This is a genomic window from Paenibacillus barengoltzii NBRC 101215 (assembly GCF_004000745.1).
In the GTDB taxonomy this organism is placed as follows: domain Bacteria; phylum Bacillota; class Bacilli; order Paenibacillales; family Paenibacillaceae; genus Fontibacillus; species Fontibacillus barengoltzii.
Genome location: NZ_BILV01000016.1, coordinates 23,560 through 45,739, shown reverse-complemented (window position 1 = coordinate 45,739; position 22,180 = coordinate 23,560). Strand labels below are relative to the sequence as shown.

25 protein-coding genes are annotated in these 22,180 nt (G+C 41.8%); 20 read left to right on the top strand and 5 right to left on the bottom strand.

The window, feature by feature from the left end:
• Window positions 1-73: 73 nt before the first annotated feature.
• Both PBA01S_RS07105 and PBA01S_RS07100 read right to left on the bottom strand, forming a co-directional pair.
• The gene (locus PBA01S_RS07105; RefSeq protein ID WP_127575658.1) at window positions 74-382 is read right to left on the bottom strand and encodes a hypothetical protein; all 309 of its coding nucleotides are present in this window, start codon (window positions 380-382) and stop codon (window positions 74-76) included.
• A 29-nt stretch (window positions 383-411) separates the two neighbouring features.
• Window positions 412-834 carry a NusG domain II-containing protein gene (locus tag PBA01S_RS07100; RefSeq protein ID WP_127575657.1) on the bottom strand — a complete coding sequence of 141 codons (423 nt, stop codon included), beginning with the start codon at window positions 832-834 and terminating at the stop codon, window positions 412-414.
• Between the two features lie 183 nt (window positions 835-1,017).
• Between PBA01S_RS07100 and PBA01S_RS07095 the strand changes: the two genes are divergently transcribed.
• On the top strand, window positions 1,018-1,347 hold the full coding sequence (locus PBA01S_RS07095) for a four-helix bundle copper-binding protein (RefSeq protein WP_127575656.1): 330 nt from the start codon (window positions 1,018-1,020) through the stop codon (window positions 1,345-1,347).
• Between the two features lie 66 nt (window positions 1,348-1,413).
• On the opposite strand, the gene PBA01S_RS07090 is transcribed toward PBA01S_RS07095, so the two are convergent.
• On the bottom strand, window positions 1,414-1,932 hold the full coding sequence (locus tag PBA01S_RS07090) for a hypothetical protein (RefSeq protein ID WP_127575655.1): 519 nt from the start codon (window positions 1,930-1,932) through the stop codon (window positions 1,414-1,416).
• 154 nt (window positions 1,933-2,086) lie between these two features.
• Here PBA01S_RS07090 and PBA01S_RS07085 point away from each other — a divergent pair, with 154 nt between their 5' ends.
• Both PBA01S_RS07085 and PBA01S_RS07080 read left to right on the top strand, forming a co-directional pair.
• Window positions 2,087-2,413: a metal-sensitive transcriptional regulator gene (locus tag PBA01S_RS07085; protein ID WP_127575697.1), complete on the top strand. Its 327-nt coding sequence runs from the start codon at window positions 2,087-2,089 to the stop codon at window positions 2,411-2,413.
• An 89-nt stretch (window positions 2,414-2,502) separates the two neighbouring features.
• Window positions 2,503-4,698 (top strand): spermine synthase, encoded by a 2,196-nt coding sequence (locus PBA01S_RS07080; RefSeq protein ID WP_127575654.1) that lies wholly within the window; start codon window positions 2,503-2,505, stop codon window positions 4,696-4,698.
• Window positions 4,699-4,703: 5 nt separating this feature from the next.
• Here PBA01S_RS07080 and PBA01S_RS07075 read toward each other — a convergent pair whose 3' ends face one another.
• A complete protein-coding gene (locus tag PBA01S_RS07075) occupies window positions 4,704-5,954 on the bottom strand; it encodes a type II restriction enzyme NmeDI-related protein (RefSeq protein ID WP_127575653.1) in 1,251 nt (416 codons plus the stop codon).
• A 183-nt stretch (window positions 5,955-6,137) separates the two neighbouring features.
• On the opposite strand from PBA01S_RS07075, the gene PBA01S_RS07070 reads away from it, so the two are divergent.
• The 9 genes from PBA01S_RS07070 to PBA01S_RS07025 all read left to right on the top strand — a co-directional run bounded on the left by PBA01S_RS07070 (window position 6,138) and on the right by PBA01S_RS07025 (window position 14,513).
• Window positions 6,138-8,546, top strand: coding sequence for a heavy metal translocating P-type ATPase (locus tag PBA01S_RS07070; RefSeq protein WP_127575652.1), 2,409 nt, complete (start codon window positions 6,138-6,140; stop codon window positions 8,544-8,546).
• Between the two features lie 43 nt (window positions 8,547-8,589).
• The gene (locus tag PBA01S_RS07065; RefSeq protein ID WP_036644998.1) at window positions 8,590-8,787 is read left to right on the top strand and encodes a heavy-metal-associated domain-containing protein; all 198 of its coding nucleotides are present in this window, start codon (window positions 8,590-8,592) and stop codon (window positions 8,785-8,787) included.
• A gap of 204 nt (window positions 8,788-8,991) precedes the next feature.
• Window positions 8,992-9,387, top strand: coding sequence for a cupredoxin domain-containing protein (locus tag PBA01S_RS07060; protein ID WP_164744110.1), 396 nt, complete (start codon window positions 8,992-8,994; stop codon window positions 9,385-9,387).
• Between the two features lie 63 nt (window positions 9,388-9,450).
• The gene (locus PBA01S_RS07055) at window positions 9,451-10,128 is read left to right on the top strand and encodes a response regulator transcription factor (RefSeq protein WP_127575650.1); all 678 of its coding nucleotides are present in this window, start codon (window positions 9,451-9,453) and stop codon (window positions 10,126-10,128) included.
• A gap of 4 nt (window positions 10,129-10,132) precedes the next feature.
• Complete coding sequence (locus PBA01S_RS07050; RefSeq protein ID WP_127575649.1) at window positions 10,133-11,512, top strand: sensor histidine kinase; 1,380 nt, start codon at window positions 10,133-10,135, stop codon at window positions 11,510-11,512.
• Between the two features lie 158 nt (window positions 11,513-11,670).
• Window positions 11,671-12,138, top strand: a complete 468-nt coding sequence (locus tag PBA01S_RS07045; protein ID WP_127575648.1) for a MarR family winged helix-turn-helix transcriptional regulator — start codon at window positions 11,671-11,673, stop codon at window positions 12,136-12,138.
• Window positions 12,139-12,256: 118 nt separating this feature from the next.
• Window positions 12,257-13,480 carry a murein hydrolase activator EnvC family protein gene (locus tag PBA01S_RS07040; RefSeq protein WP_371859505.1) on the top strand — a complete coding sequence of 408 codons (1,224 nt, stop codon included), beginning with the start codon at window positions 12,257-12,259 and terminating at the stop codon, window positions 13,478-13,480.
• 147 nt (window positions 13,481-13,627) lie between these two features.
• Window positions 13,628-13,867 carry an SHOCT domain-containing protein gene (locus PBA01S_RS07035; RefSeq protein WP_255315304.1) on the top strand — a complete coding sequence of 80 codons (240 nt, stop codon included), beginning with the start codon at window positions 13,628-13,630 and terminating at the stop codon, window positions 13,865-13,867.
• A 319-nt stretch (window positions 13,868-14,186) separates the two neighbouring features.
• Window positions 14,187-14,513, top strand: coding sequence for an ArsR/SmtB family transcription factor (locus tag PBA01S_RS07025; protein WP_127575646.1), 327 nt, complete (start codon window positions 14,187-14,189; stop codon window positions 14,511-14,513).
• On the opposite strand, the gene PBA01S_RS07020 is transcribed toward PBA01S_RS07025, so the two are convergent.
• Window positions 14,510-15,223, bottom strand: a complete 714-nt coding sequence (locus tag PBA01S_RS07020) for a response regulator transcription factor (protein WP_164744109.1) — start codon at window positions 15,221-15,223, stop codon at window positions 14,510-14,512. The genes PBA01S_RS07025 and PBA01S_RS07020 overlap by 4 nt on opposite strands.
• Before the next feature lie 252 nt (window positions 15,224-15,475).
• On the opposite strand from PBA01S_RS07020, the gene PBA01S_RS07015 reads away from it, so the two are divergent.
• The 8 genes from PBA01S_RS07015 to arsB all read left to right on the top strand — a co-directional run bounded on the left by PBA01S_RS07015 (window position 15,476) and on the right by arsB (window position 22,166).
• The gene (locus tag PBA01S_RS07015) at window positions 15,476-16,474 is read left to right on the top strand and encodes a PstS family phosphate ABC transporter substrate-binding protein (protein ID WP_371859503.1); all 999 of its coding nucleotides are present in this window, start codon (window positions 15,476-15,478) and stop codon (window positions 16,472-16,474) included.
• A gap of 188 nt (window positions 16,475-16,662) precedes the next feature.
• Complete coding sequence (gene pstC, locus PBA01S_RS07010; protein WP_127575693.1) at window positions 16,663-17,541, top strand: phosphate ABC transporter permease subunit PstC; 879 nt, start codon at window positions 16,663-16,665, stop codon at window positions 17,539-17,541.
• 2 nt (window positions 17,542-17,543) lie between these two features.
• Window positions 17,544-18,428, top strand: coding sequence for a phosphate ABC transporter permease PstA (pstA, locus tag PBA01S_RS07005; protein ID WP_127575644.1), 885 nt, complete (start codon window positions 17,544-17,546; stop codon window positions 18,426-18,428).
• A gap of 15 nt (window positions 18,429-18,443) precedes the next feature.
• Complete coding sequence (gene pstB, locus PBA01S_RS07000) at window positions 18,444-19,199, top strand: phosphate ABC transporter ATP-binding protein PstB (protein WP_127575643.1); 756 nt, start codon at window positions 18,444-18,446, stop codon at window positions 19,197-19,199.
• Between the two features lie 35 nt (window positions 19,200-19,234).
• Entirely contained in the window at window positions 19,235-19,897 is a 663-nt protein-coding gene (phoU, locus tag PBA01S_RS06995; protein ID WP_127575642.1) for a phosphate signaling complex protein PhoU, read from the top strand.
• A gap of 2 nt (window positions 19,898-19,899) precedes the next feature.
• Complete coding sequence (locus PBA01S_RS06990) at window positions 19,900-20,598, top strand: response regulator transcription factor (protein ID WP_164744108.1); 699 nt, start codon at window positions 19,900-19,902, stop codon at window positions 20,596-20,598.
• A gap of 83 nt (window positions 20,599-20,681) precedes the next feature.
• Window positions 20,682-21,014 carry an ArsR/SmtB family transcription factor gene (locus tag PBA01S_RS06985; RefSeq protein ID WP_127575640.1) on the top strand — a complete coding sequence of 111 codons (333 nt, stop codon included), beginning with the start codon at window positions 20,682-20,684 and terminating at the stop codon, window positions 21,012-21,014.
• A gap of 90 nt (window positions 21,015-21,104) precedes the next feature.
• Window positions 21,105-22,166, top strand: coding sequence for an ACR3 family arsenite efflux transporter (gene arsB, locus PBA01S_RS06980; protein ID WP_127575639.1), 1,062 nt, complete (start codon window positions 21,105-21,107; stop codon window positions 22,164-22,166).
• Window positions 22,167-22,180 lie beyond the last annotated feature (14 nt).

Here is a 22,180-nt window from a genome sequence, read left to right as displayed (position 1 = left end):
TCCCACGGTTAATGGTTGAATTTCAACCTCATCACCAGGGGAGAAACAGGCGAAGTTTTGCATATTATGGATGTTAACAACCGTTACTGTTTTTTTTATTCTCCAATTCGATTTGATTATGGCATCTGCTAATTCCAGTTTCGTCTGCTTCGCAATCCGTATCTGTTTTAACGGTGCCCTTCAATAAAGTATCCACATTACCCTCGAGTAATTGAGTAATGTACCGTTTTTCTTTACCGTTATTTTGCCAATCATAAGTTTTTTCATCAAAGGAAAAGGAATTTGAATTATTAGAAGATCTATTCGTAAAAATGCTGCCAACTCCTAAAACAACAATAATGATGAATAACGATCCTACTGCCCAAACCGTCTTTTTTCTCAATATCTAGCACTCCCCGTTTATAGATCAGCTTATTTTACATAAGCATCGATCTCGTTTTCGGCATTATTTTTTTCTGATCCATCGACCTCTATAAACATTCGTAATGGCAAACAAATGATGGCTTCTTTGGGTTTGGAAATCAGTCCGAAAGTGAAGCAAATCTTCTGCGGACAATCGGATTCGATGACTTCAATGCCTTTGTCATGGATCTTCAGGATATCATAACCTCTTTCTGTTTTCACTTCGATAATTTGGGGTTCATCAGTAAGCTTCACCGTCTTGAAGATCTTATTATCCACTCTAATCGTCGCGTAATAATCCTCGTTCATGTTCGTTACGGCATCATTTGTAAGCCATCTGGCTCCCAATATAAATGTGGCCAGTAGTATAATGCAAACAATTAAGATTAAATCACCCTTTTTAAGCTTATGGTTCATCAGCTTATGGTTCATCTGTTGGTCATCCCCAAAATAATATCTCTTTAAATTGTATCTGAAAAATATGTGTTTTCTTTGTAGAAATGATGTGATATCCTGAACAATTTCTAATCATCGAATTTCTGAATAAAAAAACTACACTGGAGCATAATACCTCATGTATTTCAACTAATTGGAATGGAAGGTGAAAAGTTACAAATGTCTCACGAACAGTTTCAACATTGCATCGATGAGTGTCTGCGCTGCATGGTGGCATGTAACCATTGTTACACATCCTGTTTAGAAGAAGACAATATCGGGATGATGAAAGAATGTATACGATTGGATCGGGAGTGTGCTGATATTTGCGCCTTCTCTGCGCAAGCGATGTCCATGAACAGTTCTTATGCGAAACAGATCTGTAAGATCTGTGCGGATGTTTGTGAAGCATGCGGAAACGAATGCAAAAAGCATGGTCCAGAACATTGCCAACAATGTGCCGAAGCATGTTTTAGATGTGCCGAAGCATGCCGTAAAATGGCCGCATAATCATCAAACCCTAAAACCCGTTTCTGTCGGGCTTTAGGGTTTTATTCGTCTGGAATGTTATTGAATTTACATGATAAAAAAATCTACAGCCAGAAAAAAACAAATCGTCGTAAACATCCAAGCGGGATTGGATAGAAGGAACGATTTCTTGTAAAGATCTTCGGGGGCGATTTCACCTTGTAACAAAATAAAGACCAGGAACAGGATTGCGATCGTAAACAAAGAAATAATATTCAACATGGTATGGGTTGAAGATGGAGGGATCATAACCAAAAGCATTGTTCCCATCATTCCGCCCATGACTCCGGATAGTAATCCGTCTATTACCGCCATAAGACCTTTTGGCCATCCAATAAGCGTACCGGTAAGGCCACCTGCTAACATACTAAACAAAGTTGTTATGAAGAAGTCGTCTGAAATTATTACTGCCAGAAGACTGCCCATTCCTAAACCAACAGACATTCCCACTGCCATCGCTGTCATCATGCCGGTCATACTACTTAACCGTGTACGAAAAGAAATGATAAACAAATAAACCCATGCCGTTAGAAGAAAAAACAATGCAATTATTGGGAAGAAGATCAATGCTTATACCCCCTAGGTCTATATTATACTTCATGAATATGGCTTGTTCCGTTAGAATATGCGCTTCACTTATATAATTGCAATAAATAGGGGGAGGGAGTATATTATTTATAATAATGTGGAGGTGGGCAATATGAATTCGGCGACAAATATTATGAATCAAGCAACGGAGAATGACAATAAAGATTGTTGCTCAAATACAGATCGAAAAAGTCATCATTCAGAGGGTACAAAAAACGATTTAACCAACCGTTTGAATCGGATCGAAGGTCAGATTAGAGGAATAAAAGGAATGATTGATCGGGATACCTATTGTGATGATGTACTAAACCAAATTGCTTCGGTACAATCTGCTCTAAACGGTGTTGCAAAATTGTTATTAGAGCATCATATGAAGAGTTGTGTTATTGAGCGGATCCAGGAGGGAGATACTAATGTAGTGAAGGAACTTATGGTGACAGTGAACAAATTAATGAAGTGATGAGTTGGTTGAAGAATAAATCTAACTGAATAAAATAATGGCAATTGATCACACTGTAATCGTATCTATTTCACGAGGAGTATTGATCGATGTATCGATTACAACCACGAACAATTGTCCAAGATATGACGGTAGTTTTTTTCTCTTCCTTAGCAATGATTATCTTCGAGATATTTCTTTCCCGATTCTTTTCTGTCATTTTGGATTATAATTATGTTTTTTTAATTATTTCTTTAGCTACATTAGGGATAGGCGTTGGTGGTTACCTGGCTTATAAATGGAATGAACGATTTCTTGAAATGAACACTTCGATTTTGGGGATATTTTCAGTTTCAATGATACTCGTGGTTTTGGCCATGTATGCATTACCATATCAGGGCATTGTTTTTTATGCATTATGCGCCATACTGCCTTTTATTTTAGGTGGGCTTATTCTGGCTGGCACTATGCAATCCAGCAAGAATCAGGTCCATATTTTATATTTTGTTGATTTAGTTGCTGCAGGAATAGGATCTGCGGGAGCCATATTCTTGATGAATGCAATTAACCCTATTCAAACTATAGTTCTAATAACATTTGTATTGATTCTTGTTTATTTAGTTGTAAGCTATCGTAAAACAGGAAGATGGTCAAAGCTCATTTACACTATCGTTTTGATGGGGCTCGGCCTTAATTTGGTGTATCCCCTTTTGGACCTCATCGAATTTAAAGCATATCGAACCAGTCCATTTACCGTTTTTTCAAAGAGACCGGATGCAGAAATTGTTTATACACATTGGGATGCGTTTTCCAGAACGGATGTTTACGACACTAAAGATGAACTGCTTTATATGACGATTGATGGAAGTGCGTTGTCACCAATTTCTAAGTATTCCAAAGAACTCAAAGAAGTGGACTACTTACTAACTACAACCGGTGCACTTGCATTTCAGCATGGTCCTAAGAGAAGTGTATTGATTATCGGGGCAGGAGGAGGTCAGGAAGTATTGACTGCTCAAATGTCCGGCTTTCAAGAAATCGATGCAGTCGATATTAATAAGGGGAGTTTTGATGCGGTTCATGCTCTAGCAGGGCTTTCAGGTGATATTTTTCGTCAAAACGGCGTTAAGGAGATTATTTCTGATGGGCGAAGCTACATAAAAGAAACCACCAAAAAATATGACCTCATTTATTTATCTCTGGTTAAAAAGCAATCCGAAAATGGGCTTGGTCTGGCTTTAACTGAAAACTTCATCTATACGCAGGAAGCATTAAAGGATTATATGAATAGACTGAATAGCGATGGCAGACTTGCCTTCTTGCTTCATGATGACACGGAATTGAATAAAATGATGTATGCTGCGAAGAAATATTATCAGGGGCAGGGTATGTATGAAAAATCTTTTAAAAACTATATTGCTGTGGTGGGAACTTACCAGCATTTAGGCCATGTTCTTGTTGGCATGAAAGGGCCTGTCATAAATCGGCCGTTACTTATACTCCAGAAACAGCCTATGGATAGAGAAATGGGTCAGTCGCTATTGGATTCAACTTTACATATTCAACAAATTCCGATTCATATCCCTTATGTAAACGATCAATACGGGACACTACAAGCATTATTTAACACACAACATGTCAACGTGAATTCTAATCGGGACAACAGGCCCTTCTTTTATAATAAAACTAATCACTTCCCTATGGGACTTGTCGTTGCGATTATGATTGCCACATTAGTGGCAGCGTTTTTACTGCGTAGACGGGTATTATCTTCGGGACAAGCCATTTATTTTTCCGGTATTGCTATTGGGTTTATGTTACTTGAAGTTACATTTATCCAAAAACTAAGCTTGCCATTAGGCCATCCAACTCGATCCTTTGTCACTGTTCTAGGAGTTCTTTTGGTAGCCGGCGGAATAGGAAGTTATTGCTCAAAGCGAGGGAAAACCATTTATAGACGGTATTCCCCATTATTAATCATTGGATTTTTAGCTTTATTGGCAAACACGCTGGTTGGTTTATTCGATCATTCTTTGGAAATCCCGGAAACTTACCGCATGTTCATAATTGTCGTACTGCTTTTCCCGCTAGGTTTCTTTATGGGGATGCCTTTTCCCCATGGACTTTCTCATTTGAAACGTGAACAAGTTGCAATGAGTTGGGGGGTTAATGGAGTCATGACCGTAGTCGGCTCATTACTTGCCGCAGCGGTATCACTAACCTTTGGGTTTACAGTCACCATATGGATAGGAGCAGCCATATATATCCTTTTGTTCATATTCCAGCCTACAGTAAAGTCGGTATAACAACTTTACACAGTCTTGGCGATTTTTCCCAATACACTCAAATCTGAACCGAACATGCACATTGCATCACAATTCTGACGTAGTTCAGAAAAAAAGATATAAGAAATCGGGAAATGCACTCCTTGTTGGAAAGATGGTCTTAATAGTTGGGCCTTTATTTCCTTTTCCCTTTTTTCAGGGGCAACAAGATATAGGCGGCTTTCATGACTTGTTATAGATATGGAGAGGTCATGTAGTCTAAGAATTCCGGAATAAATTGATGTACTTTTCTCCACTTCAAACGCACTTACTATTTGATTTCTTTCATTTATCCATAAGACATCGATAAGGGAGATCGTTTGTGCCGTTTGTTTTGGCATAGCGGGCAGATCCAATATAGGGATCGAAAATTCACCAAGCTTTATACCATTCCACTCCCTTTTATGATCATTTTGAGCAATCCAAACTTTATAACCCAATGCCGAACCAACTTTAGCTAAATGTGCTTGCATTTCAGAATGTTCATTTTCTTCTAGGATGTTCTGAACTACTTCTTGGTGTCTTTTAGTCCAATTATCGTTTTGGGCATTCTCCAAAGATGCAACAAATTTTACGGCATCCTGCTCAAAAATGTAACGACCAGAGCCAATTTCAAACAAAAGACCACTAATAGCTCCCAAATCCTTAGAAAAATGTATTCGGTATTTCTCATTTATTGAGATAATAGTCTCCCTCATTTGCAAATAAGCACTCCAGGATCCTAACTTTATTTTCATGTCAAAAAGAGTGTTAAACCCATTAACAATGGCAGTATTAAATGGAGGGAAGAGAGCGGGGTGCAAGAAATAAAGGATATTAGCTACAGCAGGACCAAGTCCTTTAATTTGAAGTTGATCAAGTTTCACAATCTCCTGAAGAATTTGTCTTTCATTGGTGGCTGAAATGCAAGCTTTCAAAAAACGCCCGAATGCTAACTGATTATTTTCATTTTCATAAATGTCGGGTATACGAAGTTTTGGTTTCCAATAAAAAGCATGGGCTGCTCCAGTAAATACTTGTTTTTGCTCAGAAATTGCTGTAATAACTGTTTCTAAAAGCGAGCCTTTAAAATCATTTCCGAAAGTTCTATTCTCTATGGCGTTAATCACTTCGAATAACCCATTTCTAATCGTGCGAAATGCTTTTAATCTTTCTTCATTATTCAGAAACCATATTTGGTAAACGGATTCTTTATCTTGCTTATATTCATTAGCTAATTTTGTAATCAATTCTTTCATAACACCCTCCGATGGTAATACAAACTTCTCCCATTATACTTCTCCTCTTCAAAAGTGGGCAATACTAAGGAATGTTGATAAAAGGAACACCAACAAAATAAAAATAATGCATTGACATAGGGTACCCCTGTAGGGTATATTTTGATTAAGCAAGTTACTTGAATAAAACGAGGTGGGTCGGACATGGCAAGCAAACAGGTTTCTTTGCAGATCTCAGGTATGACATGTGCTGCTTGTGCTACAAGGATTGAAAAAGGATTAAACAAAGTGAACGGTGTCGAATCGGCTAATGTCAATTTAGCATTAGAGAAAGCAACGATACATTTTGATTCGGATAAAACCGACGTTGAGGCTTTTGAAAAAAAAATTTCTGATCTTGGATATGGCACTGTGAAGTCTGCGGCTGATTTCCAAATTGGGGGAATGACATGCGCTGCATGTGCTACACGAATCGAAAAGGGGCTTAATAAGCTACCGGGAGTAACGAAGGCTAACGTAAATTTGGCCATGGAATCGGCTCACGTGGAATACACACCATCCGAGGTTACAGTGGAGGATATGATCCAACGGGTACAGAAGTTGGGTTATCAGGCCACGCCGAAAAGCGAATCAAAGCAAGAGGACCATAGGGCCAAGGCGATCCGGAAACAAAAAGTGAAACTAATTATCTCCGCAGCACTTTCCTTGCCTTTGCTATGGGCAATGATCGCGCATTTCCAATGGACTTCCTCTATGTGGATTCCAGGGTTTCTGTTAAACCCTTGGGTTCAATTGGTATTAGCCGCTCCTGTGCAATTTTGGATCGGGAAAGAGTTTTATACGGGAGCGTATAAAGCGCTTAGAAATAAAAGTGCTAACATGGATGTTCTAATTGCCCTTGGCACATCAGCGGCTTACTTCTATAGCGTATATAAGACCTTTGAATGGCAGTTTATGGGGGGGCATCATGGAACGGCTGAGCTTTATTTTGAAACAAGTTCCGTCCTCATCACTTTGGTCATCCTGGGTAAATTGTTTGAAATGCTTGCCAAGGGGCGTACTTCTGAAGCGATAAAAACTCTAATGGGATTACAGGCCAAGACGGCTTTGGTTATACGTGACGGTCAAGAAGTATCTCTTCCCGTAGAGCAGGTCATCGTAGGCGACTTGATCGTTGTCAAACCGGGGGAGAAGGTGCCGGTTGATGGAGTAGTTGTTGAAGGCACTTCGTCGGTTGACGAGTCCATGATCACGGGTGAAAGCATACCGGTTGAGAAAAATCCCGGTGAAGGCGTCATTGGAGCCACAATCAATAAAAATGGTTCTTTGAAGATTAAGGCCACCAAGGTTGGCAAAGAAACTGCCCTGGCTCAAATTATTAAGGTGGTTGAAGAAGCCCAAGGCTCGAAGGCGCCTATTCAAAGAGTGGCCGACCGGATTTCAGGCGTGTTCGTGCCAATCGTTGTAGCTATTGCTGTAGTAACGTTTCTAGTATGGTATTTCTTTGTAGCGCCAGGCAATTTTGCGGAGGCGCTGGAAAAATTGATTGCCGTTCTTGTCATCGCCTGCCCTTGCGCCCTCGGGTTGGCGACGCCAACCTCGATTATGGCCGGCTCCGGACGCGCCGCTGAGGCGGGGATATTATTCAAAGGGGGTGAACATTTAGAATCGACGCATAAAATTAATGCCATTATTCTGGATAAAACAGGAACGGTTACAAAAGGGAAACCTGAGCTTACGGATGTTATAACAGACGCATTAAACGAAGATGAGCTCTTGCGTTTGGTTGCGGCTGCCGAGAAAAAGTCGGAGCATCCGCTGGCCGAAGCTATCGTAAACGGTGCAGTTTCCAAAGGAATCAACATTCCGGAAACAGAGCAATTTGAAGCGATACCCGGACATGGAATTCGTGCCATTGTAGATGGCCGCGAGCTGCTGGTTGGAACCCGAAAACTTCTAGCTTCTCGGAATATCGCTTATGCTGAGGCGATTTCCAATATGGAGGACCTGGAGACGGGAGGAAAGACGGCAATGCTGGTTGCTATAGATGGTGCCTATGCTGGGCTGGTTGCGGTTGCCGATACAATTAAAGAAACCTCAAAAGCAGCTGTCTCGAGATTAAAACAACTGGGTATTGAAGTTGTCATGATTACAGGGGATAACCAAAGAACGGCTAACGCCATCGCCAAAGAAGTAGGTATTGAACACGTATTAGCGGAGGTTTTGCCTGAAGGTAAGGCAGAAGAAGTCAAGAAGCTGCAAGCTCAAGGCAAAAAAGTGGCGATGGTAGGTGACGGCATTAATGATGCCCCTGCTCTTGCTACTGCGGACATAGGTATGGCTATTGGTACAGGTACCGATGTGGCCATGGAAGCAGCGGATGTTACCTTAATGCGGGGAGATCTAAACAGCATTCCGGATGCGATCTATATGAGTCGTAAAACCATGAGCAATATTAGACAAAACTTCTTTTGGGCCTTGGCTTATAACTCGTTGGGAATTCCGATTGCGGCTCTGGGGTTCTTAGCCCCATGGCTTGCGGGGGCAGCGATGGCCTTTAGTTCTGTATCCGTCGTGCTTAATTCGCTTCGTCTGCAAAGAGTAAAATTATAAAAAGTGAATTCAAAAACGAAATCAAAATATGGAGGTAACAAACATGAAAGCAAATTTAATCGTTGAAGGTATGCACTGTGGAGGCTGCGCTAAAAAGGTGGAAACATCAGTAGAGAATGTTGGTGCATCGTGTGAAGTTGATTTAGCTTCCAAATCCGTTGCAGTTGAGTTCGACGATAATAAAGTTTCTTTGGATGAGATTAAAGAAGCCATTAACAAGACAGGCTATAAAGTAAATTAAATGATTAGTTCAATATTTCTTTGAATGCCAGTTACGAACAAGCACTCGATTGAGTGCTTGTTTTTTGCGGTAGTGATATCATGGTAGGTTGGCTTGAGCCGAAATTACTTCTTATTTATTTCTCAGGTTAATCTCATAACAAACTTATCTTTGTTGATTATAATAACTGGCATAAAGATGAAATTTTTGAAAGCGGGGAACTCCATGAGCATTTATCAATGGGGAGGTACTTTATTAATTCTACTGTTTATTGTCGGGAGTATCGGTTTCTTATTTAGGAAAAAAAAGAAACACCACATTATTCTCAGCCCATCAGGTTATCAAGAAGTAAAGATCCGCGTGAATGGAAAGTACATACCGAATACGATTGTTGTACAACGTGGTAAACCTGTCCGTATGGAATTTATCAGGGAGGAAAAGACGGCTTATTCAGAATTGGTCATGTTCCCCCATTATCATAAAAGTATCGTGCTGCCGTACGGACAAAAGGCTATAGTTGAGCTGTTTCCTAATGAAGCAGGGAGCTACCGGTTTACTAGCCAAATGGGAAGGTACCAAGGGACAATGGTTGTTCGAGACACAACAGAAAAGTATAAATAAAAACCTTCGGCCTACAATAAATAATGCAGGCAGTCATGGGGGCAGTGGAGAGGTGAAAAGTTAGTGGGTGCCAAAATTCTTATAATAGATGACGATAAGACGATATCGACCATGATTCGAAGGGGATTAACATATGAAGGATACGAGGTCACTGTTGCGAACGGAGGGAAAGAAGGCCTTAATCTGGTGCTGGAAGATGAGCCGGATTTAATCATTCTGGATATCATGATGCCTGATCTTGATGGGTTGGAAGTTTGCAAAAGGTTACGGAAAGATGCGGGCATTCCAATTCTTATGGTTACCGGTATGGATTCCATTGCAGATCGGGTCCATGGCCTTGAGACAGGCGCTGACGATTATTTGGTTAAACCTTTTGCGTTTGAAGAGTTAGTTGCAAGGGTTAAAGCTTTGTTACGGCGACTTGATCATCAGAAGAAGGAAGACGAAAAACTGATCTTTTCTGATCTGGTACTCGATCTTTCAACGCGTCAGGCATTTCGAGGATCGCGTACGATTGAATTTTCCACAACCGAGTTTAATCTCCTTTGTTTTTTCATGAAACATCCTCAGCAAGTTTTGACCCGGGAGCTGCTTATGGAAAGAGTATGGGGATTCGATTTTCGAGGGGAGTCAAACGTTTTGGAGGTATATGTAGGCTATTTGCGGAGTAAGCTGGAAGCGCAGAATGAACCTCGCCTTATTCATACTGTCAGAGGCGCCGGTTATGTATTGAGGGAATGATGCGATGCCGATAAGAATGCGCTTAACCCTCTGGAGTACCCTTATTTTTGGAATATTGTTGATCGGAATTACATCATCCATCTTTTTTATGCATCACGCTTCATATTATAGAGACCAGGATCGTTTGCTTACCAGTGTGTCCTTGCATATTCGGGAGGAACTGGAGAAAGGATTAGTTGAAGGAACCCCTTTAACCGAAGCGAATTTTTCCTTCGAGGAGTTTTCTTTAAATGGCGTTTATGTCATCGTTAGGGACCGAACAGGAAAAAATATTGCGAAGAGCGCCAATCCTTATCGAGCTCCAGATACTCCATTCACGGATTTCAACAAGACGCAAGATCGTTTGCTAACTTATACAGATCAAGAAAATAATCGTTTCCGTGTGATGGTGACGCCGATACGCTATCGGCAAAATATTGTCGGCTATATACAAGCTGAGGTTTCTCTACAGCAAGTTGATGCCTCCTTGGTACGTTTGGGGTGGTCAATCTTTGGCGTAACGTTTACAGGATTACTTCTGGCAGCCATCGCCAGTTGGTTCATGGCCCGCAAATCATTAAGTGGAGTAGAGATCATTAGCCAAACGGCGCAGGCTATAACGGAATCACAAAGTTTTAACCAAAGGGTTGTATATTCGGGGGCCAAAGATGAGTTAGGCCACCTGGCGGAAACTTTTAATGAAATGTTAGATAGTTTGGAAAAAGCGTTTGTCGGCCAACGTAGATTTATTTCTTACGCATCGCATGAGCTTAGGGCTCCTTTGACAGCGATACGCGGAAATTTGGATATTCTGCAGAAGAATGCGAATATTCCTTCAGAAGAAAAAGCCGATATTTTGAGCGACGTATCTAGAGAAGCTAAACGGATGTCAAAGCTTGTAGGCGATTTGCTATCTCTGGCTCGGGCGGATGCCGGACATGAGATTCAAAAAGGAATCGTTGATGTATCCAATATTTTAAAGGAATTGGAATCACGAATTCTATCCTCCAATCCTAAAGTGGAAATCACTTTTAAATATCAACCCTCAGTAATGACTTGGGGCAATGAAGATCTCCTCAAACAATTGATCCTTATATTACTTGAAAATGCGATAAGATATACGCCGGAAAGCGGGCAAATTACCCTAACGATTTTTCAGGATTCAGATTATTGTGGTGTTGAGATTGACGATACAGGTATTGGGATCGAGCCGGATGATATCCCCCATATATTTGACCGCTTTTACCGAAGTAAACCGGCAAGAATGTACACATCCGAAGGTACAGGCTTGGGCTTAGCACTTGCGAAGAGTATCGTTGATATCCATGATGGTTCTATCAAGGTGACAAGCTCACCAGGCCAAGGAAGTCTATTCAAAGTCTGTTTACCCAAAATCATAACTTGAAAGTAACTAATGCTCTATCTGTATTTTGGATAGAGCATTAGTTCGTGAGAAAATTCTTATCAAATTCTAAGGATAATCTCAGGGTTATCTTAGTTATTTCTAGTAATCTATTGCTAGAAAGTAAAAAGATATGAAAATTCATTAAGGAGTGAGGAAAAATGAGCAAAAGTTCGGATACTTTGGCCTTGGGGAAAGGACTACCTGGAACGACAACCAGCTTTCTATTTACACGATTACTCCATCAAATCCGGCTGCGCGAACGACAACCGAGAAATTTGGGTTCGATCGGTTCTTTCACTCCCAGTGAAATCCATGTCATTCAAACTATCGGTACTGGCAGAGGAATGATTATGGGACAATTAGCTAACCGAATTGGTGTAACGAATGGAGCTATTACTCAGATCATTGATCGAATGGAGAACAAAGGTTTAGTTCAGCGTTTCCTAATGCGTGGTTCTAATAAGGTGACTGTAATTTTAACCGATAAAGGAGAATCAGTATATTTTGCCAATGAGGAATTTTTTGTTAAGCCATTTGACCAATGGATTCGAGATGAGCTTAATGAAAATGAGCTTAAGTCGTTTGAAAAGGGCGTAAAAAAGCTAATAGAATTTTTGAATGAGTAGCTTCAATAACAAGTTATTTCTTCGTACTTTCTACATTCTTTCTCTATATTTCTTAATTACAATACTAATATGAAATGAGAAATAAAAAACATAAGAAAATGGGGAAATGTAGTTGAACTTGAGAAAATGGTTATCTGCGACCGTATTTGTGATTTTTATCACATTTTTGTTCCGTCCTTTGGATCATATTTATGCCAAAACCGTTAGCCAATTAGACAACGAATTGAAACAACTTCAAGAACGGGCGAAAATAGCTGAGCAAAAGCAAAAAGCTGCAGAAAAACAGCAACAGGAAGCCGAGCATTATGTTAATAAAAATAAAAACTATATCAAACAAATATTGATTGAGATCGACTCCGTAAGCGAAGAATTGACTAAAATCGCCATTGATACTGAGCAAGCAGAGGCAGAATTACGCCAGACTAACGAAAAGTTGGACAAAACCAAGCAAAGAGTCAAGGAGCGCTCCAAATGGCTGGATTCTCGAATACGGTTGATGTATACAGACGGAAATGTTTCTTACTTGGACGTATTGTTGTCCTCGACAAGTTTTATTGACTTTTTAGAACGTGCCGAAGTATTGCAAGCTATAGCCAATCAGGATCGAATGTTATTAGATGAATATAATAAGGACAAGGAGCGTCTATTAGAGCAGCAACGGAAATTGAAGGAGGATTATGAGAAAATAAAGACCTTGTATGTTGAAGCGGAGTCGCGGAAAAGCGTTTTGGAAAATAAAGAGGATGAGAAGCAGCAACTGATTGCCCGATACAGCGAGGAGATTGAAGAATCTGAAGATATTTCGGAAGAGCAGGAGACTTTATTGATCGAACTCGCTACAAAAAGAGCAATACTTGAAAAAGAAAAAAACAAGCTGAAGTCGGAGCAAGTTTACACATATAAAAGTGCAAACTCTAATTTTTCATCAGAAAAAGTGAAAAGTGGTTCGGGAGCCATGTCCCTACCGATTCCGGGGGCTCGTTTATCTTCAAAGTACGGAACTCGAGTACATCCGGTCACCGGGGAAGTTAAAATGCACAAAGGTGTTGACTATGCAGCCCCTCAGGGAACGGAAATTCAGGCTGCCGAAAGTGGCGTTGTCATTGTTGCAGAATGGTGGAGTGGTTATGGCAACACGGTTATTGTCGACCATGGAGACAACGTTTGGACGCTTTACGCCCATATTCGCAATAATGGAATTAAAGTGAAAAAAGGGGACACGGTAAAACGAGGACAAAAAATTGCTGAGGTCGGAAGTACAGGAACTGCAACGGGGAATAACTTGCATTTTGAGGTGCGAGTTGACGGGAAACCAGTGGATCCGTTACCTTATTTAAACTAGAAAGTCGCTTATTAAGTCAATAACAGACCTTCATAGGGATTGAGGACGCTAGCGGTAGCCTTGCGAGGCTACTGTTTTTTGTTTAGGCGATCTCAAGGAATATTCGGTTTAAAAAAATGAAGATTCTAATATCGGGAGGTATGTATGATGATGAATGGTTCCGTAATGGTCTTAATGTGCACTATCATGGGAATCTGGTTACTTATTCTAATCATTGCTGTTGGCGCAACAATTTATGTAGTAACACGATTACTCATAAGGAAATATAGAGTTGAAGACGGTCCCCTTAAGATTGTAAAAGAACGTTATGCCAAAGGCGAAATCAATGATGAAGAATTTATTCATAAACGTGAATTATTGAACAACCAAGGTCGGAATATTAAGTAGGGGCTGATAAAGGTACATGCTCAGCTTGAAACACCTATAAGGCATTAGCAACTGAAACGTTATAGTAGTGACATTACGGGTTATGTCAGCTCCCCAGGTGGCAGCCATTAATGTGACTATGGTCGGGTCGAGTACAGGGAAGGAGAAGAGAAAGACCATCACAATGCCCAAACGTTGTCCGGTCGCTAATACGTTACTGAGGTTAGGGAGCGCCACAAATCAATCACGATATAAAGACTTTTTGCAAATTATATATTATAATACAATTATATAAATATGTGTTTTTGAAAAATAGCGCCATCTCTGGAGGGGAACACTCATGGATAAATTAGATACAATGGCCGAGACCTTTAAATTGTTAGGAGATAAATCCAGACTCACGATCCTGGGACTATTGAAAGAAAGGGAGCTTTGTGTTTGCAACATTGTGGATATCCTTCAGATGTCACAACCAAGCATAAGCCAACATTTGCGTAAAATGAAGGCAGGGGGATTGGTAAGCGAAATCAGAAGAGGGAAGTGGACCTATTACTCCTTGACGATTGAGGATAAGCCTTATGTTAAAGACGTTTTGAATCATATTCCTTCCCAAGCCGCGATGATTGATTGGCTGGACCAACAAACGGCCGCTTCGGTTTGTGACTAATTGCGGTTCAATAAAACCAGTTTATAACCGATACCTTGGACGCGTTTAATTTGTATCGTGTTTTGATGCGGTTCAAGTTTTTTGCGCAGTGAGCTGATATAAACATTTACGATTCGTGGACTACCCTTGTACTCCGTTCCCCATATGGAGTCGAGAAGAACTTTACGCGATAAGGGCAAGTCGGCTCGTTGGGAAAGAAAATTCAAGAGCTGAAATTCTTTCGGGTTTAGCTCAATGATTTGTCCGCTTGATTCAACCTCATATTTATCCGGGGAAATCGTTAATTCTCCGATTTGATAATAACGTCTGGAGTAGGCTGATTGCTCCGGACGTTTATTTTTATGGGTTCTTCGGATCACGGTTTCGACTCGAGCCATAAACTCAGCCATTCCAAACGGCTTCTTTACAAACTCGTCAGCCCCACTCTCCAAAGCTTCAACGATATCCTTTTCCTGATTCTGATCCGACAAAATAATAACGGGAACGCGATTGTTCTTTTGTCTTATCGTTCGCAAAATCTGAAATCCGCTTTTTTCACCATTTACGATAAGGTCAAGAATAACAATATCGAACGGAGCGGTCAACGCGGCGTGTAGGCCGAGTTCTCCACTAGGAATAACTTCAGGCACATAATTTTTCTCGGATAGTTTCTTTGCGATGAACTCACCGGTAAGTGTTTCAGCCTGGATAATAAGGGCTCTATGAGTCACGGGGTTCCCTCCTTTTTCATATAACGCTTCTCCAATCATCTTCATTTAGCAGTTTATTTCTTCAACATGTTATGTCATAATTATATAAACATTATCTTATATGAAATTCAAGACGAATTTAGAAAATATTTTAGGAAATCGAACAAAAACTATCTATTTTACATAGAGATTACAAAACGAGAACATTCTTCAAACATTCAAGATATACGATCACATCGTAACATAATTATATTTGAATGGGAGAGGGTCTTGTTGTTGAAGAAAGGGTTAATGATTTTGCTGATCACTGCCACCGTGAGTATACTTGCGGCATGCGGTCAATCCAATGATCAGGCTAATCAAGGAGCCGGTAACACGGAAACGAATGGACAAAGTTCAGCGGCACCATCGAATTCTGCAGGAGAGACAAAACTGTCGGGTCAAATTGAAATCGACGGTTCCAGCACCGTGTTTCCATTAACAGAAGCTGTAGCCGAAGAATTTAGTAAAGAGCACAGCGACGTGCGGGTTCCGGTTGGTGTTTCGGGAACCGGCGGCGGTTTTAAACGATTTATTGCCGGTGAGACCGATATCAGTAATGCCTCAAGACCGATTAAGGACGAGGAAGCGGAAGCGGCTAAGGCTGCCGGAATTGAATATATCGAATTGATGGTTGCTTATGATGGTTTGGCTGTCATCGTCAATCCGCAAAATGATTGGGTAGACCAAGTGACCGTGGAAGAATTGAATGCGATTTTCAAACCGGAAAGTACGGTGGTTAACTGGTCCGATGTTCGACCGGGGTGGCCGAATGAAAAGATCAACATTTTCTCTCCAGGTGCGGATTCCGGAACATTCGATTATTTTACGGAAGCTGTAAATGGTGAAGCCCAGGCAAGCCGTAATGACGACCAGGTTTCATTTAGTGAGGATGATAACGCCCTGGTTCAAGGGATTGCCGGAAACAAGAATGGTTTAGGTTATTTCGGTTTGGCTTATTATGAGGAAAACCAGGATAAACTGCGTACGGTTGCCATCGTTAATGAGGATGGTACCGCTGTAGAACCTACTGTAGAGACAGTTCGAGATGGATCTTACACGCCTTTGAGCCGTCCACTTTTCATCTATGTTAAAACGAGCTCTTATGAACGCCCTGAAGTTAAAGAGTTCGTGAATTTCTTTGTTGATCATGCGGGTGAATTAGCGACTGAGGTGGGGTATGTACCGCTTCCTGACGATAAGTTAGCTGAATCAAAAGCTAAATTGAAATAATTATTAAGCCAATAGTCATTACGGGACATCCCCCTTCATTTTTATGTTTATCCTTTGAAGGGGGATTTATTTTCATCCCTATCCCAAAGGAATTTTTATAAGTGAGGAGAGTAATCCATTTGGGCGCTGAACATGAACCAAAAACCGCAAACCCAATCGTATCCTTTAGAAATGAACGAAAATCACTTATGAATTGGTTTATACCCAAGTTGTTATTTCTATTTGCATCTGTATCCGTGTTGACGACCATCGGTATTGTCTACACGCTTTTGTCAGAAACCATCAATTTTTTTCGGCTTGTATCGCCTATAGAATTTTTCACTTCTACGAAATGGGCCCCTTTAATTGAACCCAAATCATTCGGTGTGTTGCCTTTATTAAGCGGTACGCTGCTGATTACAGTTATTGCCTGCCTCGTAGCGATGCCTATCGGTTTGGCGAGTGCGATTTATCTCAGCGAATACGCCCCAAGCAAGGTTCGAAAGATCGTCAAGCCCATTTTGGAAGTTCTGGCGGGGGTACCCACCATTGTTTATGGATACTTTGCGCTTAGCTTTGTTACACCCATGATTCAGTGGGTGTTTCGCGAAACCGTTGGCCAGGATGTCCCTGTATTCAACGCATTAAGTGCGGGTATCGTGGTAGGGATCATGATCATTCCCATGATTGCTTCGCTTAGCGAAGACGCTATGTTGGCTGTTCCGCGTTCACTTAGGGATGGAGCCTATGCTCTAGGGTCAACAAAGCTTGAAGTCGCTCTTAGAGTTGTCGTGCCTGCTTCGTTATCCGGTATCGTGGCTTCGTTTGTACTGGCCTTCTCCAGAGCGATTGGCGAAACGATGATCGTTACTGTGGCAGCCGGATCCACCCCAACATTAACCGGAAATCCGCTGGACAGCATTCAAACCATGACGGCCTATATCGTACAGGTGAGTCTTGGAGATACGCCGCACGGATCTGTCGAGTATGGAACCATTTTTGCGGTCGGGATGACGTTATTCGCGATCACGTTCCTGCTTAATATTTTTGCCCACTATATGGCTAAACGCTTTAAGGAGGAGTATTAGTCATGCTTGAGCTGGAGAATCAAAGACTTAACCGGGCTCGTCGAAAAACTGACCTTTACTTGCATTTGCTGTTCATCGTCTGCACCTCATTTGGCATTGTCTGCTTGACGGCCTTGATCGTTGACGTTGTGATCGATGGCATTCATGCCTTATCGCCGCAATTTTTCACGAATTTTCCTTCACGGCGTCCTAAGGAAGCCGGACTCTTATCCGCGCTTGTAGGAACCGCCTACATGGTTGCCATTATGGCTCCGGTCGCACTGATTTTTGGAGTAGGGGCAGCAATTTATCTCGAGGAATATGCGCCGAAGAATCGTTTGACTAGACTGATTCAAATCAATATCAGTACCTTGGCCGGCGTGCCTTCCATCGTTTATGGCATTCTTGGCTTGACTCTATTCGTCCGGGCCGGCGGATTTGAACCTCTGGCGATGGGGCGTAGTATTTTGTCCGGAGCGCTAACGATGGCCTTATTAGTATTGCCTATTATCATTGTGTCTGCACAGGAAGCTATTCGCGCCGTACCGAGATCCAGAAGAGACGCCTCTTATGCCCTGGGAGCGAACAAGTGGCAGACGGTGCAGAGGGCTGTGCTACCTTCGGCTATTCCAGGGATACTGACCGGCGTCATCTTATCTCTTTCAAGAGCGATTGGCGAGACGGCACCGCTTGTAATGATTGGTGCGTTAACCTTCGTGGCGTTTCTTCCGGATAATCCGCTGGATCAATTCACCGTGATACCAATCCAAATTTATAATTGGATCGCAAGGCCCCAAGTTGAATTCCACGAGTTGGCTGCTGCCGGTATTATGGTGCTGCTTGCTCTTCTGATTTTGATGAATTTATCCGCAGTATTGATTCGTAATAAATACCAAAATAAAAATTAACCGGGGGAAACATGTATGAGTGGCATTATAGACATCCAAAGCCTTGATCTGCACTATGGGACCTATCACGCGCTAAAGGACATTAACTTGCCTATTCAGGCCAATACAATAACAGCTTTCATCGGCCCATCCGGCTGCGGCAAATCCACATTGCTTCGTACGTTAAACCGGATGAACGATATGATTGCTGATGTGAAAATAGAGGGCTCGGTCAGGATCGGAGGAGTGGATCTGTATCAAGGGGACCTTGATGCCGAAGCGCTTCGCAAGAAGGTAGGGATGGTGTTCCAGCAACCAAATCCATTTCCGAAAACAGTGTATGATAACGTGGCTTACGGTCCAAGAATTCACGGGATCACCAAAAAAGCGGAACTGGATGGTATTGTGGAACAAAGTCTTCGCGGAGCCGCGTTGTGGGATGAGGTCAAAGATCACCTGAAACGTTCCGCATATAGTCTGTCAGGAGGACAACAGCAACGGCTTTGTATAGCCAGAGCTCTTGCGGTAAACCCGGCCATTCTGCTCATGGACGAAGCAACGTCCGCACTGGACCCCGTTTCAACCTTGAAAATTGAAGAACTGGTCAATGAACTGAAGGAAAAGTATACGATTGTGATGGTGACTCACAATATGCATCAGGCTGCCAGAGTATCTGATCAAACGGTGTTCTTTCTGAACGGTGAAGTGGTTGAATATGATGAAACGGAACGATTGTTTTCAAGCCCCAAAATGCAGAGAACGGAGGAGTACATCTCGGGAAGATTCGGCTGATGCCAAGATTATCATTATAGGGGAGAGATCAAGCAATGACGAGGCGCAAAGAGTTTGATCAAGGACTTGCGGAGCTTCAAACCTTGCTGGTAACAATGGGGGAACAAACAGAAACCGTTTTAAATGACGCGATTCAGGCGTTGGATCAGCAGGATATAAGCAGCGCCGACCAGATTATCAAAAACGATCTCGATATCAATGAGCTGGAAGAGAAAATCATGAAGATAGGGACCAAACTGATCGCAACCCAGCAACCCGTAGCTAAGGATCTGCGTAAAATCCTCGTTGCGTTTAAAATATCAAGTGATTTGGAACGTATGGCTGATCTTGCGGTAGATATCGCGGAAGTTGTACTGCAAATGGAAGAGCAAAAACTAATGCAAGTTTCCCGCGCCGATATATTACGATTAGGTGAAATTACGAAGAAGATGATTCATGACTCTATCCAGGCCTATCTTCATGAGAATGTGGATTTAGCCTATAAAATGGCCAGGGACGATGATCAAGTTGATCATCTATACAGTCAAATTATTCGGGAGCTTGTTTCTTATATCGTAGAAAAACCTTATGAAATGAACCAAATTTTGATGTTGGCTTTTGTTTGCCGCTACATTGAAAGGATTGCTGATCATGCAACCAATATAGGCGAGAATGTAGTTTTTCTGGTAAACGGCCATCGTCCTGAACTGAATCCTTAATGATGAGTTTTCGCATTCTTTTAATCGATGAGGATCTCACCGTTGGAAGGCTCCTTAGATATAGTTTGACGAGGCAAGGAAACAGAGTAGAGTGGTCTCAAAATATAAAGGAAGCGCCCCGGGCGGCTTTATCCATTTCCTTCGAAATCGTGATTTTCAATGTCGGCGGTCCGCTTCATAACGGGTTGGAGACATTGGCGCAGCTGAGTAAGATAGGGGATTTTCCTGTCATTCTTCTTAGTGATTGGAGTCAGGAAGAGGAAGTTGTTCGTGCTCTTTCGATGGGAGCGGAGGATGTGATTTTTAAACCTTTTGGCTACTCCGAACTGATGGCTCGGATCAATGCCATTATGCGGCGGGTAACCGAGAATGTACTTTATCCTCTTTCCAACGTTCAAGAAGATGAGGTGTTTCGTTTTGGTGTAATCGAAGTTTACCCTAAACGATGGGAAATAACCTATTTGGATCATCGAATCGCCTTCCGTAAGGATGAATTTTCGCTGCTCTTTCATCTGTTAAAAAAACCGGGGACGGTATTTTCCACTCGGCAATTACAGGAAGTTGTTTTTGGAACTTACGTTTACAAAACAAATCGAATCATTTTTCTGGTTTCGGCCATTCGTAAGAAGCTGCAAGCTGCGGTTCCGTTTATTGAAATCCAGACGATTCCTTCCGTCGGTTATAAGTTGACTTTAAAGTAACATGCTGGAGATAATATAATTAAGTAATAATATTATTATTTCATGATGCATGTGTCTGAAGGGAATATAAGAGGAGGGGAATCATGGACACTTATCAAGAAGCATCCGACGTATACAAATTGTTGAGTGATCGAAACCGGTTAATGATCTTGGCTCTTTTGAAAGAAAAAGATCTCTGCGTTTGTGAAATTGTTGAGCTGTTGCAGATGTCCCAGCCTAATGTGAGTCAGCACATGCGAAAACTAAAGGCTGGGGGGCTTGTTTCCGAGACCAAAAAAGGACAATGGGTTTTTTATTCTCTGCGTATTGAAAATAAACCTTCTGTTGCTTATGCATTAAAGCAATTACCAAGCGTACAGAATAAAGTCGAGAAATTAGAACTAAAAGAGCGCCGGGAACCTTGTGAACGATCATAAACATATTATTATTTACTTATATAATAATAAGTGTATAATTATATTATATGAAGGGTTTCTTAAGGCAGAAATAAAGGAGAGGTACTTGAAATGAGTCAAGGCGCAACAAAAAGATTGTCCTTTCTCGACCGTTATTTGACCTTTTGGATTTTTGGGGCGATGGGAGTTGGACTGATCCTCGGAACGTTGATTCCTAATTTTGCGGATATATTGTCGCGGATGCAAGTGGGAACCACCTCGATTCCGATTGCGGTCGGCCTGATCGTTATGATGTATCCGCCGTTAGCCAAAGTGAAATACGAGAAGCTGGGCCGAGTCTTCAAAGATTGGAAGGTATTGCTGCTTTCTTTGGTGCAAAACTGGATCATCGGTCCGATTTTAATGTTTTTCTTGGCCATCCTGTTTTTGAGCGATTTGCCGGAATACATGATTGGACTCATCATGATTGGCCTGGCTAGATGTATCGCTATGGTTCTAGTCTGGAGTGATTTAGCTAAAGGAGATCCGGAGTACACCGCAGGGTTAGTCGCTTTCAACTCCATCTTTCAAATTCTGTTCTACTCGGTATTTAGCTATGTGTTTATCACGGTCTTGCCCGGCTGGTTTGGGGTCCAAGGGGCTGAAGTGAATATTTCCATGGGGCAAATTGCCGAAAGCGTCCTGATTTATTTGGGAATTCCCTTTCTGGCCGGATTATTGACGCGCGTGATTGGGATCCGATTAAAGGGTTCGGAATGGTACGAAAAAGTGCTAATTCCCAAGATCAGCCCGCTTGCCCTGCTCGCTTTATTGTTCACGATTATTCTCATGTTCTCATTAAAAGCGGATCTGATCGTAACGCTGCCTCTGGACGTTGTACGCATTGCGATTCCGATGATCATCTATTTTGTGGTGATGTTCGTAGTGTCCTTCTTCTTTTCCAAAAAATCAGGGACATCCTATCCCGTTGCTACGTCACTGTCGTTTACGGCAGCCAGTAACAATTTCGAACTTGCCATTGCGGTGGCGATCGGCGTATTCGGCCTTGATTCGGGTGTAGCCTTTGCGGCCGTTATTGGACCGCTAGTGGAAGTGCCGGTATTAATCGCATTAGTGAATGTGGCTTTACGCTTCAAACGCAAGTATTTTGATGCTGAACTAACCCAACCATAAAGGAGAAATGAATC

Bases quoted from the DNA above. Each gene is read 5' to 3' on its own strand.
- PBA01S_RS07100 (WP_127575657.1), bottom strand. From the start codon at position 834: ATGAACCATAAGCTGATGAACCATAAGCTTAAAAAGGGTGATTTAATC.
- arsB (WP_127575639.1), top strand. From the start codon at position 21,105: ATGAGTCAAGGCGCAACAAAAAGATTGTCCTTTCTCGACCGTTATTTG.
- PBA01S_RS07070 (WP_127575652.1), top strand. From the start codon at position 6,138: ATGGCAAGCAAACAGGTTTCTTTGCAGATCTCAGGTATGACATGTGCT.
- PBA01S_RS07060 (WP_164744110.1), top strand. From the start codon at position 8,992: ATGAGCATTTATCAATGGGGAGGTACTTTATTAATTCTACTGTTTATT.
- PBA01S_RS07065 (WP_036644998.1), top strand. From the start codon at position 8,590: ATGAAAGCAAATTTAATCGTTGAAGGTATGCACTGTGGAGGCTGCGCT.
- phoU (WP_127575642.1), top strand. From the start codon at position 19,235: ATGACGAGGCGCAAAGAGTTTGATCAAGGACTTGCGGAGCTTCAAACC.
- pstA (WP_127575644.1), top strand. From the start codon at position 17,544: ATGCTTGAGCTGGAGAATCAAAGACTTAACCGGGCTCGTCGAAAAACT.
- PBA01S_RS06985 (WP_127575640.1), top strand. From the start codon at position 20,682: ATGGACACTTATCAAGAAGCATCCGACGTATACAAATTGTTGAGTGAT.
- PBA01S_RS07045 (WP_127575648.1), top strand. From the start codon at position 11,671: ATGAGCAAAAGTTCGGATACTTTGGCCTTGGGGAAAGGACTACCTGGA.
- pstB (WP_127575643.1), top strand. From the start codon at position 18,444: ATGAGTGGCATTATAGACATCCAAAGCCTTGATCTGCACTATGGGACC.
- PBA01S_RS07025 (WP_127575646.1), top strand. From the start codon at position 14,187: ATGGATAAATTAGATACAATGGCCGAGACCTTTAAATTGTTAGGAGAT.
- PBA01S_RS07085 (WP_127575697.1), top strand. From the start codon at position 2,087: ATGAATCAAGCAACGGAGAATGACAATAAAGATTGTTGCTCAAATACA.
- PBA01S_RS06990 (WP_164744108.1), top strand. From the start codon at position 19,900: ATGAGTTTTCGCATTCTTTTAATCGATGAGGATCTCACCGTTGGAAGG.
- PBA01S_RS07035 (WP_255315304.1), top strand. From the start codon at position 13,628: ATGATGAATGGTTCCGTAATGGTCTTAATGTGCACTATCATGGGAATC.
- PBA01S_RS07075 (WP_127575653.1), bottom strand. From the start codon at position 5,954: ATGAAAGAATTGATTACAAAATTAGCTAATGAATATAAGCAAGATAAA.
- PBA01S_RS07095 (WP_127575656.1), top strand. From the start codon at position 1,018: ATGTCTCACGAACAGTTTCAACATTGCATCGATGAGTGTCTGCGCTGC.
- pstC (WP_127575693.1), top strand. From the start codon at position 16,663: ATGAATTGGTTTATACCCAAGTTGTTATTTCTATTTGCATCTGTATCC.
- PBA01S_RS07050 (WP_127575649.1), top strand. From the start codon at position 10,133: ATGCCGATAAGAATGCGCTTAACCCTCTGGAGTACCCTTATTTTTGGA.
- PBA01S_RS07080 (WP_127575654.1), top strand. From the start codon at position 2,503: ATGTATCGATTACAACCACGAACAATTGTCCAAGATATGACGGTAGTT.